Genomic DNA, 15,290 nt, shown 5'->3' with positions numbered 1-15,290 from the left:
GCATGTATTAGGCACGCCGCCAGCGTTCGTCCTGAGCCAGGATCAAACTCTCCGAAAAAGTACAAAACCGAAGTTTTGTTTTTCGTCAGCGTTTGACTGACTACCTATGAAGTATCATAGGATTTTTTTATAAAAACTCGAATTAACAGGTACGTTTTGTCTTGTTTAGTTTTCAAAGATCATCTCCGCCGTCTCTCAGAGGCGACTTTATTAATATAACATTCTATCAAGATAAAGTCAACAACTTTTTTCTTAATGTTATTTATCAACCGCGCTGTTTCAGCGGCGAATACAAATATAACACCTTTTGAGAGAAGAAACAAGTATTTTTTCTAAATAATTTATTTTTCCTTATCTCTTCCTATATATTGATACAAATGCTGCTCATCTCGGGTATTGTCTATTGTTGATCCTGCAGGTCTTTAGTATATTTATAATAGATTGAAACTAAATAACCGCAGGGGGAGCTTTGTGCTGAGAGTGAACATTCGTTGTTCTGACCCTTTGAACCTGTCAGTTAATACTGAAGTAGGAATGTGGAATCACTTGGATACATGGTGTATTCAAATCGATATGTTTTTCTATGAATAACATACTCATCCTTACACGGTCTCTCCTTGCTCAATTCATGAAAAAGGAGATTTTTTTATGCAGCAATCAAATCAATTGGTACGACTGATGGAAATCGCGATTATGACTTCACTTGCACTTGTATTAGATTACTTATCAGGTCTCTTTTTAAGAATGCCGAATGGCGGATCTCTTGCGCTGATTATGATTCCCGTCATTCTCATGTCTATTAGATGGGGGATATCTACCGGATTCATCATCGGTGTGTTAATCGCAGGTCTTCAGCTGATGAATAGCCCGATCATCGCTACACCTGTTCAAGGATTCCTCGATTACTTCGTTGCATCTGTTGTCATTTCTTTAAGCGGCTTGTTTTCTGGATTGATCAAAAAAGCTATTCAGGATCAAAAGCGAAAGCAGCAATTTTTCTATATTACCTTAGCTGTTTTTGTTGCTAGTTTCTTCAGGCTACTGACGTTCTTTATTTCTGGCGTCGTTTTCTTTTCTCAATATGCACCGAAAGGAACACCAGGATGGGTCTACTCTTTAATTTATAACAGCACATATATGGTTCCTTCATTTATTATTTGCAGTATTGTTCTTTGTATACTTATCCCAAGTGCATCCCGTTTGGTTTTTCCTCATCAAAAATAACCGGCTGATGACAGCTGGTTATTTTTTTATGCATAATTTGCTGCTCTATGGAATCTATTAATAATAGAAGATTTCATGCTGGAGGTACGACAATGAGCCCTTACTCCATTATGCTTTGCTGTTATTTTCTCAGTCTTGCTTATTTTTTGGCAGGTTTCTATGAAGCTTTAAAAATAGCAGGCGTGAAAGGAAAAGTAGAAGCTTCACCGTTTATTTCTTATATGTTGCTTGCTGTACTTTTCACTTTTTTCTCTCATTATTACTGGAAGCTGACGATTTAATTCGTTTTACATGGTTATTCAATCTAGACAACTCCCATCCATACCCTATTTCATTATGGTTCTCGCCAGCCAGCTCGAACTGGCTGGTAACGACAAAACTAGGTTGAAGCTTTTGATAAAATTGTTTCGCCGAATTTTGTTCAAACACCCATAGCAGCATATTCTGATAACCCTTTTCTATTAAATATTCCACTCCTTTTTCCATTAGAGCAATACCCGCCCCTGATTTCTGTTTCTGTTGGAATAAATAGATGGCATATAGCTCTCCATCATATGTAGAATAGCGTTCGTCACGTTGTTTTCCAAAAGTGGCAAAACCAAATACGCCATCCTCATCTTCTGCGACAAACGTGCCTTCAAGCGATCTTTTTCTCCAGCTCTCTTCCCGATCTTCAATGGTTAAACCATCTAAATACTCCTGCGAAATAATCCCTTGATAGGTCGTCTGCCAGCTTTTCACATGAATCTCGGCGATTTTTGGAATATCTTGATGTACAGCATGTCTCACCTTCATCCGCTCCACTCCTTTTAGCTTTTTCCACCTTATCTTCATTATGATAAATTTCTATTACATAGAATTCAATGACTAGCGTTTTGTCAGCACATCTTTCAATGGTTAAACCTTCTTCTATAAAAAAGTGACACCTTCTGGTGGAAGGTGTCATTTGATTTTATTGTTCTATTTGATGATCAGCTTTTTCGATTTTTCTTGGTTGTTTGATTTCATTTGTTAGTTCTTGAATGCTTTGCTTCACATTGCCTTTGCCAGAAAAATTCTCAATAATTTCTTTCACATCAATTCCAGAGGATGCTTTCAGACTCTCTTGAAGACTAGACATGAGATTTGTGGCATAGCCTGTAACTTTATTGGCACCGCTGCCTTCACCGTTACCGCCTGTATCCACAACAGTAATTTTATCAATGTTAGAAAGTGGTGCAGATACTTGCTTCGCATATTCAGGAAGCATTTTGACAATCATATCAAGAATCGCTGCCTGACCATACTGTTCGAATGCTTCCGCAATTTTCTCTTTCGCTTCGGCTTCTGCAAGTCCTTTTAGTCTAATGACTTCTGCTTCTGTTTCCCCTTTCGCACGATCCGCTTCCGCTTTGGCAAGCCCGTCAATACGAACTTTCTCAGCTTCTGCTTTTGCCATTGCTTCAATGCTGTATTTCTTCGCATCTGCTTCAGCAAGACGTTTCGCTTTTTCTGCCGCAGCCGACTGCTCAACAGCATAACGGTCCGCATCTGCTTTCTTTTTCACTTCAGAATCATATTGACGTTCACGACGCTGAATCTCTTTTTCTTCTAATTCAATTTGTTTCTGACGCTCAATGATTTTGACTTGCATTTCTTGTTCAGTTACGTGCTGACGGTTACGAGCGGTTTCTAAATCGTACGCTTGGTCAGCACTTGCTTTTGCCGTATCCTGTTCACGTCTGAATTCTGCTCTTTTCAGTTCATTAATCTTTTCTGCTTCAGCGATTTCAGTAGCACGCTCAAGCTCTGATTTCTTCGCATCTTTATCTGCTTCGGCACGTTTGATCCGTGTTTCTTTATCTGCTTCAGCTGTTGCAATATCTGCATCTCGTTTTACTTGGGCAATTCTTGGTTTACCTAGAGATTCTAAATAGCCATTTTTATCACGAACATCTTTGATCGTAAACGAAACAATGACTAGACCCATTTTCGCTAAATCTTGAGAAGCAACTCGTTGTACTTCTTGTGAAAATTTCTCTCTATTTTTATAAATCTCTTCAACTGTCATTGACCCTAAGATGGAACGAAGGTGACCTTCTAATACTTCTCTCGCTTCGTTTTCACGGTCTTCTTTTGTTTTACCTAAAAATTGCTCTGCAGCAGTAGCAATTTCTTCAATCGATCCACCAATTTTTATGATGGCCGTTCCATCCGCCATGACCGGTACACCTTGTTCGGTATAGACTTCAGGGGTTGAAACATCTAGCTTGCTAGATAGTAAGCTGAGCGGCTCTGCTTGTTGAAAGACTGGAAGGACAAAGGTACCGCCGCCTCTTACAATCTTAATCTTGTTTCCACCTTCGTCCACGTGGACATTTTTACTTCCTAGATAACTTCCTGTGACGATTAATGCTTCATCTGGACCTGCTGTCCGATATTTAGAAACAAATACACCAATAAGTGCAATAAGAATGACAAGCACAATTCCAATGATCACTAAAATAGTTGTTCCTGGCATAGAATTCCCTCCTAAATTTCTTCATTTGGTATAACAGATAAGACGCCTTTGTTCACTTCGACAACTAGCACACGGGTTCCATATGGAATCTCCTCTTGGTCGAAGCTAACAGCTGGCTTTGAGATTTTCCCGCTGTTACTGATTAACAGCACTTCTCCAAACCCGTCTTTTGGAACAGATACAATGATCTCCCCAGTTCTTCCTTTTAAATCAGCCTCCGTATAAGAGAGAGATTCTTCAGCAGAGGAAAGCGGGACTAATACAAATACATTCAAACAGGTCACAAGGATCACTGCGAGGATGGAAGATAATAGTGCGCCAAGTCCGCTTCCTACAATTGCTGTTTTTTCAGAGATAAACCCTCCAGCCGAGAAAAAGGTAAGAAATGCGAGGATCAATGTTGGTTGAAGGAATGGAACAGGGATCGCTTCAAACCATCCATCAAATACATCGCCGAAAAAGACGAAAACAAGTGTCAGGATTCCTGATATCATCAATATGTATAAATACAGTGTCTGAAGAGGCAGCCCAAACACATCCATCTTCCTCACCCTTTCTTCATGAAATAAACATCTTTTGTTTCATTTAGACCACACTCACCTCCAATGTATTCCTTGTAACAGGTAATACGAACCACTTTTGTAAAGGTTTCATATTTCATCACAATTCTTCAAAGGGATTTTCGGATAGCTCAAGAATGATTGTCATGTACCCTTATGTTAAAATTTGATCTTGAGGTGATGAAGAAAATGAGTTTATTACATGAAGCAAGACAAGAATTGTGGCACGAACTACAAGGTTTGAGCGAAGAACAATTGAACCAAAAATTATCTGATGATACTTGGAGTATTCAAGAGGTAGCAGATCATTTAAAGAAAATGGATCTAGTTGCAGCAAAACATCTAGCTGCTGAGGGAAAAAAAGCACCGATCAAAGAATATGAACCAAAGCCGGTGGAAATGGCAGAGGACCGTTCGAAAAAAGCCACTGCGCCTAGTATTGTTGCGCCTGAGCACAAGCATGTGACACCTACACATTTAAAGGATGAGCTCGATACAGCTCGTGAGCAGCTCAATCAAATTTTATCAACATTTACTGAGGAAGATTTCAAACGCGTCATTGCACACCCTGTGTTTAAAGAGCTATCCCTTAAGCAATATCTTGATTTTATCGGCGCACATGAAAAACGCCATATTCATCAAATCAAAGAAATTAAAGAACAACTATAAAACATAAAAAGGACTCCCTTTAGGGAGCCTTTTTTCATTGTTACACTGTTTTAGGTGTTAACTCAAAGCAACGCGCATAAATCCATTTGTACGCTTTTTCGTTTAGATCTCTTGGGTTTCCAACTGTTTGCGGATCTTTCATCGCTTCTTTAGATAAACGGTCAATCATATCTTTTGATACACCTTGTTCTTCTAATGAAGGAATTTCTAAATCTTCTACTAAATCATACATCCAGTTCACGGCTGCTTTGGCTGCTTCCTCTGTTGTCATTCTGCTTGTATCAACCCCAAACGCTTGCGCAATTCGTGCGAATTTTTCCGGATACCCTTTCCAGTTATATTCCATCACTGGTCCCATCATCGCTGCAACACACTGACCGTGCGCGACAGGAATAATGCCTCCGAGTGTTTGACTCATCGCATGTGCAGCGCCAGCTGATTCACTTCCATAAGAAAGCCCGGCAAGCATCGCAGCTTGTGCCATTCCATATCTGGCTTCTAAGTCCCCGCCATCAGCAAAAGCGCGGCGAATATAATGAGCTGCATATTCAATTGCTATGAGCGCTACCGCATCTGTAATCGGCTGAGCAAATTTCATCGTATAGCATTCAATCGCGTGAGCAAGTGCGTCAATTCCAGTCATTGCTGTCACATGAGGCGGCATGGATACATGAAGCTCTGGGTCAATCACTGTAAGATGAGCTGCAATGAGAGGACCACCTGTATTGAATTTGAATTCTCTTTCTTCATCAGTAATGACTGCCCATTGTGTCACTTCTGAACCTGTACCAGCTGTTGTCGGAATAGTGGTTAAAGGCGGGATTCTGTTTTCAAGCGGTTTTTTCCCCTCTGCCGCTTCGTAATCAAGGACTGAACCTTCATGAGTCGCCTCTACTCCGATTGCCTTTGCTGTATCCATTGAGCTACCGCCGCCTACTGCGATTAATCCATTACAGCCTTCTTTTTCATATAAAGCAGATCCTTCGTTCACTAGACGGACTGGCGGATTTGGCTCTACTTTATTAAATAGAACAACATCAATTTGTGCTTCTTTTAATGAAGCAATTACGGGGTCCACCACGCCCGCTTGATAAATCCCGGGGTCTGTTACAAGTAATACCTTTGAAACGCCGTATGCTTTTACTTCTTCCCCGACATGTTTCACTGCACCAATGCCGTGTTTGATGACAGTCGGAATTTCAAATGTATGGAATTTCTGCATGCTTTCAATTTTCATATTTAGTGTCATATAGAATCTCCTCCAAATGCGTAATTTTTATTTAAACCAATGAACTGCTTCAGGTTTTGTATTTCGATATAAATGCTTCAGCTCGGTATATTCCTCAAGTCCCGTGCGTCCTAATTCACGCCCAATGCCTGATTGCTTATAGCCACCCCAAGGTGCTTGAGCGAAATAAGGATGGAAGTCATTGATCCAAACCGTGCCTAATCTTAATTGCCGAGCCACTCTTTCGGCTTTGCTGATATCAGAAGACCACACAGCTCCTGCTAATCCATAAATCGTATCATTTGCCAGCTTGATGACTTCTTCCTCTGTACGGAAGGACTCAACTGTCAGGACAGGTCCAAAGACTTCTTCCTGCACAATCCGCATATCTGACGTGCAGCCTGAGAAAATGGTCGGCAAGTAGAAGAACCCATTTTGCAGCTCCTCTGTGTCAGGTCTTTTTCCACCTGTCTCTAACTTAGCGCCTTCTTCTAAACCGATGCTGACGTATTTTTCTACTTTTTCTCGATGCTCAGCTGAGATGAGCGGCCCGCTCTGGGTGTCTTCATCAAAGCCGTTGCCTAGCTTGATTTTTTTCGTACGCTTCACCAGTTCTTCTAAAAATTCATCATGAATGGATTCTTCCACCAGCAAACGTGACCCTGCTGAACACACTTGCCCTGCATGGAAAAACACAGCATTCATTGCCTGGTCAACCGCTACGTCTAAATCAGCATCTTGAAACACAATATTCGGATTCTTTCCGCCAAGCTCAAGGGCTATTTTTTTCACATTAGCGCTGGCTCCCTGCATAATTTTCTTACCTGTTTCAATACCGCCTGTAAATGAAATCAGATCTACTTGATCATTCACAGCAAGCTCATCCCCAACCGTTGCCCCAGGTCCAAGCACTAGGTTTGCAACGCCTGCCGGAACGCCCGCTTCTTCCATGAGTTTAAATACTTTAATTGTGGTGAGTGGTGTGATTTCACTTGGCTTTAAAACAATTGTATTTCCCGCCGCAAGAGCCGGCGCGATTTTCCAGCTTGCTTGAAGCAATGGATAGTTCCAAGGAGTGATTTGTCCGCATACACCGACAGGCTCTCTGATTAATTCACTTTTCGAGTTTGGAATTGGCGATGCAATGATTTCCCCGCCATCTTTATCAGCCAATCCTGCGTAATATTGGAACACGTTCGCAATATCATCCATATCTGCCTTGCTTTCCTCTAATGTTTTGCCTGTATCAAGTGATTCCAATTTGGCTAGTTCATCAAGATCACGTCTAATCAATTCAGCTATCTTAAACACAATATTTCCTCTTTCAAGTCCAGGAAGATTTGCCCAGTCCCCTTGATCGAAGGCTTTTCTCGCTGCTTTAATGGCTAGCTGCGCGTCATTTCTAGATCCTTCGCTGACTGTCGCGATCACTTCTTGATTGAACGGATTGATGATATCCCGCGTGTCGGTACTTTTAGCGCCAACCCATTGTCCGTCTATAAATAGTGTTTGACTCATAGAAGGAACCTCCTCTGATTCTCTTTGGTAAGTTTGTTAAATAAAAATTTAACGTTTTGAACATAATTAACTTATCATGTTCAAATTTTTCTGTCAAAGGGGAGATATGCTTCATTTATTTTGACTTTTTGTATTCTTTCGTTAACATATAGTCCATAAAGATTTTTTTGAACGGATTGAATTCTCTTAATAGAAAGCAGGGACAAAATGAAAAAGCAGGAACAGCCGCAAGCAGAAGATCGTATTTTAGCTGCTAAAGATCTAGTCATTGATTCCATAGCTGAAACGATGGATCTCTATGGCATTACACGAAGTGCAGGTATTCTATATGGGACGATGTATTTAAACGAGGAAATGACACTCGATGAAATGCGTGAAGAGCTGCAAATGAGTAAGCCGAGTATGAGTACGGGTGTGAAAAAGCTGCAAGACATGAATATTGTCAAAAAGACGTTTCACAGAGGCCGAAGAAAACACAGCTTTGTTGCGGAAAAAGACTTTTTTAAGTTTTTCACGAACTTCTTTCCTCAAAAATGGGAACGAGAGGTCGAGGTCAATTTAACGGCAATCGAAGAAGCGCAAGAGCAGCTTCAAGAGGTGGCGCATGATGATCAGCTGGAGGAACATGTAAGAGAGGAAGCGCAGCAGCTCATTGAGCAGCTTGAAAGCTCAAAAGCCTATTATGACTGGTTGAGACGATTAGCCCATTCTGTTCATTCTGGCGAAATTTTTGACTATATTCCGATTGAGCAGAAGGAAAATTAGACGTTGTGTTTACGTTTTACAGCTTGAATTTCACAGGAGGATTGATTATAATAAATTATGTCGTCATACCTCGGGGCATTAGCTCAGCTGGGAGAGCGCTACGCTGGCAGCGTAGAGGTCAGCGGTTCGATCCCGCTATGCTCCATACGAAAAACCATTCTTGAGAAATCAAGGATGGTTTTTTTATGTACATATCTCTTATGCTTGTTCTTTGTTTTTTCGTATTCTTAATAAATTTATGATGCGGTATGTAATCACAGAAAGATAAGTTAAGATGAGAATGATTGTATAGGACACAGGAAAACCGCTCGTCATTCCGTGATAAATGAAATAGATGAGTAGCACTGACAGCACGATGATCTGGAACAGTTCTTTTTTCATTTTTCCCTCCTCTCATGATAGTGATTTGGTTGATTATACCACATATGATGTGATTTTTTGTTAGCTATCAGCAAGGAAGCATTTCCTCACTTGCTGATAGCTCTTTTTAAAGATCGTCACTTCTTCAGCAATTGTTCGATTTTGTTCTTCGTCTTCGGTCCGTAAATTCCGTCTGCAGCTAAGCCGTTCATAAGCTGAAACCGTTTGACCGCATTTGCCGTTTTTGGTCCATAATAGCCGTCAATCCCGTTGTTTTTTGCCCCTTTGTCTGGGTAAAAATAGAGGGATGATAAGGCTTTTTGCACGGCAGTGACTTGAGGGCCTTTTGTTAAGGGCTTGGTTACTTTTAAAATGCCAGATGGCAGGTTTGACGATTTCTGTTTGGAAACGGGTGCTTTGTGGCTCAAGCTTTCTGCCTGAACTGGTTTTCTTGTGCTTTTGCTGCCGGTATGCGCTGTGGCTATGCCAGCTTTAAACTGATCCCATCGTCCGAGAAGTTTCCTTGGACACTCTTTCCCGCTCCAATGTTTATGAGGCACTACATTTGATAAAGGAATCCCCAAATCTCCTATCAGCTTGCGAATGAGCCATTGGGCATTTTCGACTGCTTGTTCAAAGTTACCGTCTGCATTTTCACAAATTTCAATTCCAATTGACTTCATATTGCCGGTGCCTCTGCCATCCCCTGCGTGCCAGCCGTTTTCGTTTAACGGTAAATGCTGATAAATCACCTGATCATCAACAGTGTAATGCCAGCTGACACCGGTACTTGAACGTGCAACAAACGCTGCATGACTGGCAGCATTAGCACCTTTTGCACTATTTGACGTATTATGCACTGTAATATAGAGCGGCTTCATTGTGTTTCCTGGTCTGTTGCGATGTTGTTTTGGGATCAATGCTTGAATGATTTTCACCATGTCGTTTCTCCTTCAAGTATTATTTTGTTAGCCCTCTTTGTTTCAGAGCATCTTTTTGTAATTGGCCTTTGTAGGTCACATAATTGTTTTTAAACCAAGCTATTACCGCTGTGACCATAGTGAAAATCGTAGAACCTGCCACATAAAGTGCTTCACCTGCGGTTTGTACTTGCTCCTCACTAATCGGTAGCACCGTTTGTCCAAACATGACAAGCGTTTGATTGATCAGAGCAATAAAAAGAAGCACTGTGCGAATTACAGTGCCTTTGTCGAATGTTTTCATGATTTTTCCTCCTATTTTAAATTTCGTTCTATTTTGTCGAGTTTGTCGATCACGACGTCATACTTTTCACTAAACTTTGCTAACACATCATTTTGTGCCTCGATTTGCTCATTGAGCTTGTTTTCTCTTTCCTTTGTTGTGTTTAATACGTAAAACAGCACCCAACAAAACAACACCGCAAACGGTCCTTGTGTCATTAAATATTGAGTCAAATCCATTTCCACTGCACTCACCTACTCCCTCACTTTGCCCATTTTAAAGAAGGCAAAATAAAAACGCCTATTTAGCGTTTGTTGGATATTCTTCTCTTGTTATTTCTTTGTATTGTTCCGGCGTAATCTTCTCGAAACGAACAAATTTTGCTACATCTTCATTTTCATAACACTTCCATTGATAGAACAATGAAATACTACGGAACCAATCCAATTAAATGACCCCCTTTTCATTCAGCAACATGATAAGTTCTGATATTGTTTTTGATTGTTCTTCTACTCTCTTTTCTGACTCTGCCAGTTGCTGAAGCAGATCAGCATTTTGCTGTTTTAATAGATCAATTTCTGATGGTGGCAGCGGCTTTGGCTGCAAGCTATCAATGTATTCTTTAGATGCTGATTCAAACCACATTCTCTTGTTCTCGTCATATTTAGGAAGATATAAACCCTCTTGCGGACGTACATCAGTAGCGCTTTTCGGAATCTCATTATAATCACTTATTACACCTTCGCCTTGATAATTAAAATTCTCGTCATAGTAATAAATGTGCATTGTAACCCCTCCTACCATAAAGGTATAGCAGCATTTATTTCGATGCGGTTGACTTTCGATGCATCGTTCGCTGACAAACCATCAAATTTAAGTGAACCGTCCTGAACAAGCGTCATTCGTGCTGCTCCGTACGACCCAACCGTCGCACCAACGAATACTGTGGTAGTAGACGGCTTTTGAACAAATCGAGCAATTACAGTTTCATTTATAGGTATTTCTTCAAATGATCCTCGTAAGTATAAAATGTTCTGCCTTATAGAAAATTTGAGTGGGTATACGGAATTATGCTTTGCTGTACCATTAATCAGAGTGACTTGATTCCATTCACTGCTCAAATCGTTACTGGTCAATAACTGTTCCCATTTTGACCATACGCCATTCGCTATAGTCTTACGCCACGTGCGGTTTAAGTTGTCAAAGCCAATTGCCTGCCCGTACGTACCTGTGTTATTACAAGTCCAAATCCCCCTTAACGCATTACCCGGGCCATTGGTTGGTGCATTTGCAGATGCAAAATGAACTAAACCTCGATACTTTGGTAATACTTCATGGAAATCTTCTGTATTTCTGATATAAGCCTTCCCCTGTCCATTAATATCAGTAATAGGAAACGATTGAATAGCATTTAAATCTGTAGATGTGAGCTGCCTTTCCCATTCAGTCCATGTATAGTCAGTCTTCCTGATTCTATAAAAAGAGTTCAGACCATTGACTGCATCATATATAGTTTGTAACAGGGTATTTCCATAACTGATAACAATCATAAATGCCCTTTTGATCTCTATTGGACCATTAAGGCCAGCATTATAAATGAGATACATTCCTGTTTCCGTAATTTCGTTATAGTCAGTGGTCTCACTTACCCCTTTATAAATAGGTCTACCATTGTTTTGAGTCAATTTATATAACTGTCCGTTGTTCCATTTATCTTTTTCAGCTACTGTCGGAATCTGAGTCCAAGTGATAGATAAATGGCTAGAATTATAGTAGAAGTAATATGCATTGCCTGATGTATCTATCGCAAAGCCTGTTCCAATATTATTTTGTCCCACTGTCTGTATCCCTCTAATGGCATATTGTGAAGGGCTATCCTCTATTCCACTGGGCGCATAAAATGTACATGTCCCTTTGTCTTTAATTGAGTCATAAATTTTTGAGCCGACAGGAATATTTAAAAGTTGTACTCCATTATCTCCTGTAATTTTATACAGCTGCGACTCATTCCATTTCTTTTTTTCTAGTTCTGAAGAGTGCTGTCTCGAATCATCGATATGATTAGTTAATTGTTCTGATATACCAGTGTCGTTACGAATCAGTATTTTCAACATATCGTTGAATAGATCAGCATGAGCTTTGTCACTCGTTTCAAAAGAACGAGGAGTTTTTATATCCACTGTGTTCTCTCCTTCCTACAATTTTTATATCAAGTTTTGAACGACTTCTACTTCCAATTTGCTCACCCACTTTCTTTTCAAATATCCTTATCTTAGCTGTGACAAGGTAACATAAGCTCTATTTACCGTAATGGTTCTCCCAGTGTTTTTGGGTGTAATATAAAATGTTAATTTATCTCCTGCTTTAAACTTTTGTTGAAGGTACAATACACATATACTTGATGAGATAACAGGATTCCAATTACCTAATCGTTGAAATTCTGTACCATTCACATAACATGATAAAATGCTATCTGATCCAACAGGAATGTTATTGCTATTAAGATAAAGCCTAATTAAATACAGACCATTGTTTTTCAGTGTAATTTCAGCGCGCGAACGATTATACTCTCCTAGGTCGTCTGATCTTGTATCACCAAAATTCAGTTTTGTTGGAACGTTTTCAACGGCTGATACAGAAGAATTATCGAGATCATACGTATCAACAAAAGAAGTATTATCCATATCCTCCTTTGTTAAAACACGTTTCCAGCCTTGCCACCCCAAATTTAAATCAAGATAGTTTGTATACATGTAATTGTTATAATCTATTGCTATGACCCATCCAAATGTCCCTTTTCCATTACTATCTTGAGAAGTAAAATGATACATACCACGACACGATCTTGTTGTTGGGCTGTTTAATGCTTTACCTGTGGCATAAAATGTACCATGCTTCGGGCCTAAAGAAACAACCTTTTCAAGTAAATCTTCACCATCAGAAACAGATAGAATCACCCCTCCATTATCTGAGGTGATCTTAGATAATTGTCCATCATTCCATTTGTTTCTTTCAGCATTTGATGGGAGCTTTGTCCAGTTAATAGCAGTATGTGCAGCATTATAGTAAAAACTATAAGCATTACCAGCAATATCTACAGCAAAGCCAGTACCAATGTTATCTTCACCTACTGTCTGTAATCCTCTCAATGATATATTTACTGGGGAATCTTCGACTCCAGAAGCTGCATAAAAAGTACACGTTCCTTTCCCTTTTATCGCATCAAAAATCCTAGCATCTGCTGGCACATTAATTAACTGACTTCCATTATCTGCTGTAATTTTATAGCTCTGAGAATCGTTCCATTTTTTCTTTTCCGCTTCAGATGCATGTGGTTTTATATCTTTCATATGTTGATTGATTGCCTCTAATAGACCCACATCATTGTCAAGAAAGGCCTCAACCATGTCATTAAATAGATCAGCATGGGCTTTATCAGTTGTTTTAAAAGTACGTGGTGTCTTAATCTCCATGATCATTCTCCTTTCAAATCTATTACCACTTGTTCATGTAAATTTTTTTACATGTAATGATGTTTGACTTCAGTTGTACTGAACTTAAAATTAAATGTAATAAACTCTGTCGAATTGACATTATTTACATAATATTCCACACGCATATTCCCTTATCTAATAAGGTAAGATGGAATCGAGGTACTCTTAAAATCCCTATACTGAAGCGACTCCAACAAATAAATTTCCTGCTGCGGCCGATACCTTCAGGCAAAATAAACAGCATGCTGACTTCCACTATATAATGTTATCTAATCACTCTGGGAATCATTACATTTCTTCTTTTCTGTTTCAGCTGCGTGTATTCTCGCATCATTTGTATGTTTTAAGAAATGCTCTAATATCCCAAGATCATTTTCAAGTAGTGCTTAAGCTTGGTTCTATTTCTTGCAGCTGCTCAAAAGTGAGCATCCTTTGCTCGTATCCTGCATTTAGATCTTCCATCGAACAATCACCTAGTTCAACTGCTTGTTTGACCAACTCAGGTGTCACCCATTGAAAATATAATGCCATTACCCAATAATTCATGTTGTACTCTCCCCTTTAATGAAAAGGATGTCATTTTTTAGCGCTTTTAGTTCGTTTGATAGAAGATCACATTGATGTTCAAGCTGTTTTCTCATCAGCTTTTCTTTTGCTACTTCTTGCGCTAGATAATCTAGCGGGAGCGGTGGGTGATACCTTGGATTGGTTTGTGATTCCTCCCACCATTTTTTCAATTCTTCTTCTGTTGGTTTGGGCACATCAAGATACCACTCATCTATATACGAATCAGCACCATCATTTCTTAGTTCAAAATCCTTTTGCGGGTCCGCATTGGGATATTTATATTTAATGGCTTCATATAAAATCATCAAACCCCTCCTATACTCGTGGGAAATTTCTGCCGCCTATTTCTGTAATATCGAAATAGTTGTACCAGCCCGAGTTCTCTGATATATAACGACTAACGTCTCCGTCATATGCTGCATAAATATAAATTTCTAAATAATCCCCTTTATTAGCAGGAACATTTGCAGCACCATAAAGCCCCATACTTAAACTCAATGTATCAGAAGGACTTCCTGGACTTTGTCTGTGATGTGCAATGTTTTTATACCTTTTTCCATTTAAATAAATCGCTAATTCAAAGTTTGAGTATCGTTGAAAGGTTTCAATATAAACACCTGCATTTACTAAATACATCCCATTTTCGGAACAGATGAAGCGATTATTTTTAATATCAAAATTGTTATGACTGTCTTTTATCTTTCGATTAAAAAGGACTTTTTGGTGCTCTCCCTTGTTTAACAGCTGCTTCCCAGTTGTACCTATATTGGCATGACAGAACCCAGATAGTTTATGCCAGTCGGTCCAACCCGATCCTGTCCACCAGTGACGACACCACGTACCTGTGCTATCAAAATAACTTCCTGCTTCGTTTCCAGTCCCATAGTAATATTGAATAAATCGAAAGTTACTATATTTTTCATTTTTCACAAAGCCGAATCTTGTAGGGTATCCCGTATCATTGGCTTGACCAATATCCATGAATGTAATCCCTATTGGATATTCCTCGCCGCTGATTGTCGCATCTTGAATGGCTTGATCCCCTGTTAGCTTGAAAAAGCTTTCATTTGTGATCCCTGCAATTTGTTTACTCAGCGCATGATCATTCTCTACAAGTGTGTCGACCATCTGGTTAAACAAGTTGGCATGGGCTTTGTCAGTGGTTTCAAACGGTAAAGGTGATTTTATGTCCACTTCATTTC

General features: G+C 39.7%; 19 protein-coding genes, 1 tRNA gene and 1 riboswitch. Of the genes, 4 read left to right on the top strand and 16 right to left on the bottom strand.

Going from position 1 to position 15,290, the window contains the following annotated elements; all coding sequences use genetic code 11:
* Positions 1 to 450 precede the first annotated feature (450 nt).
* Positions 451 to 552: riboswitch (TPP riboswitch) on the top strand.
* Between the two features lie 96 nt (positions 553 to 648).
* Positions 649 to 1,224 carry an energy-coupled thiamine transporter ThiT gene (gene thiT, locus C9414_RS04660; RefSeq protein WP_039180928.1) on the top strand — a complete coding sequence of 192 codons (576 nt, stop codon included), beginning with the start codon at positions 649 to 651 and terminating at the stop codon, positions 1,222 to 1,224.
* A gap of 240 nt (positions 1,225 to 1,464) precedes the next feature.
* Here the strand turns inward: thiT and C9414_RS04650 are convergent, their stop codons facing one another.
* The 3 genes from C9414_RS04650 to C9414_RS04640 form a co-directional block, all read right to left on the bottom strand.
* A complete protein-coding gene (locus tag C9414_RS04650) occupies positions 1,465 to 2,019 on the bottom strand; it encodes a GNAT family N-acetyltransferase (protein WP_047204081.1) in 555 nt (184 codons plus the stop codon).
* Between the two features lie 157 nt (positions 2,020 to 2,176).
* Positions 2,177 to 3,724, bottom strand: coding sequence for a flotillin lipid rafts scaffold protein FloT (locus C9414_RS04645; protein ID WP_047204080.1), 1,548 nt, complete (start codon positions 3,722 to 3,724; stop codon positions 2,177 to 2,179).
* 11 nt (positions 3,725 to 3,735) lie between these two features.
* Positions 3,736 to 4,266 (bottom strand): NfeD family membrane protein, encoded by a 531-nt coding sequence (locus tag C9414_RS04640; protein WP_107163151.1) that lies wholly within the window; start codon positions 4,264 to 4,266, stop codon positions 3,736 to 3,738.
* 207 nt (positions 4,267 to 4,473) lie between these two features.
* Between C9414_RS04640 and C9414_RS04635 the strand changes: the two genes are divergently transcribed.
* The gene (locus C9414_RS04635; protein WP_180272435.1) at positions 4,474 to 4,953 is read left to right on the top strand and encodes a DinB family protein; all 480 of its coding nucleotides are present in this window, start codon (positions 4,474 to 4,476) and stop codon (positions 4,951 to 4,953) included.
* 40 nt (positions 4,954 to 4,993) lie between these two features.
* Here C9414_RS04635 and C9414_RS04630 read toward each other — a convergent pair whose 3' ends face one another.
* Complete coding sequence (locus C9414_RS04630) at positions 4,994 to 6,202, bottom strand: choline dehydrogenase (RefSeq protein WP_107163150.1); 1,209 nt, start codon at positions 6,200 to 6,202, stop codon at positions 4,994 to 4,996.
* Positions 6,203 to 6,229: 27 nt separating this feature from the next.
* Positions 6,230 to 7,699, bottom strand: a complete 1,470-nt coding sequence (gene betB, locus C9414_RS04625) for a betaine-aldehyde dehydrogenase (protein ID WP_107163149.1) — start codon at positions 7,697 to 7,699, stop codon at positions 6,230 to 6,232.
* Positions 7,700 to 7,906: 207 nt separating this feature from the next.
* On the opposite strand from betB, the gene cudC reads away from it, so the two are divergent.
* Positions 7,907 to 8,464: a transcriptional regulator GbsR gene (cudC, locus tag C9414_RS04620; RefSeq protein WP_047204076.1), complete on the top strand. Its 558-nt coding sequence runs from the start codon at positions 7,907 to 7,909 to the stop codon at positions 8,462 to 8,464.
* 72 nt (positions 8,465 to 8,536) lie between these two features.
* Positions 8,537 to 8,609 (top strand) — tRNA-Ala (locus C9414_RS04615).
* A 53-nt stretch (positions 8,610 to 8,662) separates the two neighbouring features.
* Here the strand turns inward: C9414_RS04615 and C9414_RS04610 are convergent.
* From C9414_RS04610 to C9414_RS04560, 11 genes are all read right to left on the bottom strand, one after another.
* A complete protein-coding gene (locus C9414_RS04610; protein ID WP_107163148.1) occupies positions 8,663 to 8,845 on the bottom strand; it encodes a hypothetical protein in 183 nt (60 codons plus the stop codon).
* Between the two features lie 116 nt (positions 8,846 to 8,961).
* Positions 8,962 to 9,765 carry a peptidoglycan recognition protein family protein gene (locus C9414_RS04605; RefSeq protein WP_047204001.1) on the bottom strand — a complete coding sequence of 268 codons (804 nt, stop codon included), beginning with the start codon at positions 9,763 to 9,765 and terminating at the stop codon, positions 8,962 to 8,964.
* Between the two features lie 19 nt (positions 9,766 to 9,784).
* Entirely contained in the window at positions 9,785 to 10,048 is a 264-nt protein-coding gene (locus tag C9414_RS04600; protein ID WP_019743388.1) for a phage holin, read from the bottom strand.
* An 11-nt stretch (positions 10,049 to 10,059) separates the two neighbouring features.
* Positions 10,060 to 10,272, bottom strand: coding sequence for a BhlA/UviB family holin-like peptide (locus C9414_RS04595; protein ID WP_008344062.1), 213 nt, complete (start codon positions 10,270 to 10,272; stop codon positions 10,060 to 10,062).
* A 55-nt stretch (positions 10,273 to 10,327) separates the two neighbouring features.
* The gene (locus tag C9414_RS04590) at positions 10,328 to 10,474 is read right to left on the bottom strand and encodes an XkdX family protein (RefSeq protein WP_080967226.1); all 147 of its coding nucleotides are present in this window, start codon (positions 10,472 to 10,474) and stop codon (positions 10,328 to 10,330) included.
* A complete protein-coding gene (locus C9414_RS04585) occupies positions 10,475 to 10,813 on the bottom strand; it encodes a hypothetical protein (protein ID WP_107163147.1) in 339 nt (112 codons plus the stop codon).
* A gap of 11 nt (positions 10,814 to 10,824) precedes the next feature.
* Positions 10,825 to 12,207 carry a hypothetical protein gene (locus tag C9414_RS20470; RefSeq protein ID WP_224929350.1) on the bottom strand — a complete coding sequence of 461 codons (1,383 nt, stop codon included), beginning with the start codon at positions 12,205 to 12,207 and terminating at the stop codon, positions 10,825 to 10,827.
* Between the two features lie 87 nt (positions 12,208 to 12,294).
* On the bottom strand, positions 12,295 to 13,500 hold the full coding sequence (locus C9414_RS04575) for a hypothetical protein (protein WP_107163146.1): 1,206 nt from the start codon (positions 13,498 to 13,500) through the stop codon (positions 12,295 to 12,297).
* 396 nt (positions 13,501 to 13,896) lie between these two features.
* On the bottom strand, positions 13,897 to 14,067 hold the full coding sequence (locus tag C9414_RS04570) for an XkdX family protein (protein ID WP_107163145.1): 171 nt from the start codon (positions 14,065 to 14,067) through the stop codon (positions 13,897 to 13,899).
* Complete coding sequence (locus C9414_RS04565) at positions 14,064 to 14,393, bottom strand: XkdW family protein (protein WP_107163144.1); 330 nt, start codon at positions 14,391 to 14,393, stop codon at positions 14,064 to 14,066. The genes C9414_RS04570 and C9414_RS04565 overlap by 4 nt, the downstream gene beginning before the upstream one ends.
* 10 nt (positions 14,394 to 14,403) lie before the next feature.
* A complete protein-coding gene (locus C9414_RS04560; RefSeq protein ID WP_107163143.1) occupies positions 14,404 to 15,282 on the bottom strand; it encodes a hypothetical protein in 879 nt (292 codons plus the stop codon).
* Between the last annotated feature and the right edge of the window lie 8 nt (positions 15,283 to 15,290).

This window comes from Bacillus sp. Nf3 (assembly GCF_003028545.1).
In the GTDB taxonomy this organism is placed as follows: Bacteria; Bacillota; Bacilli; order Bacillales; family Bacillaceae; genus Bacillus; species Bacillus safensis.
This window is presented reverse-complemented; position numbering and strand designations above follow the sequence as displayed.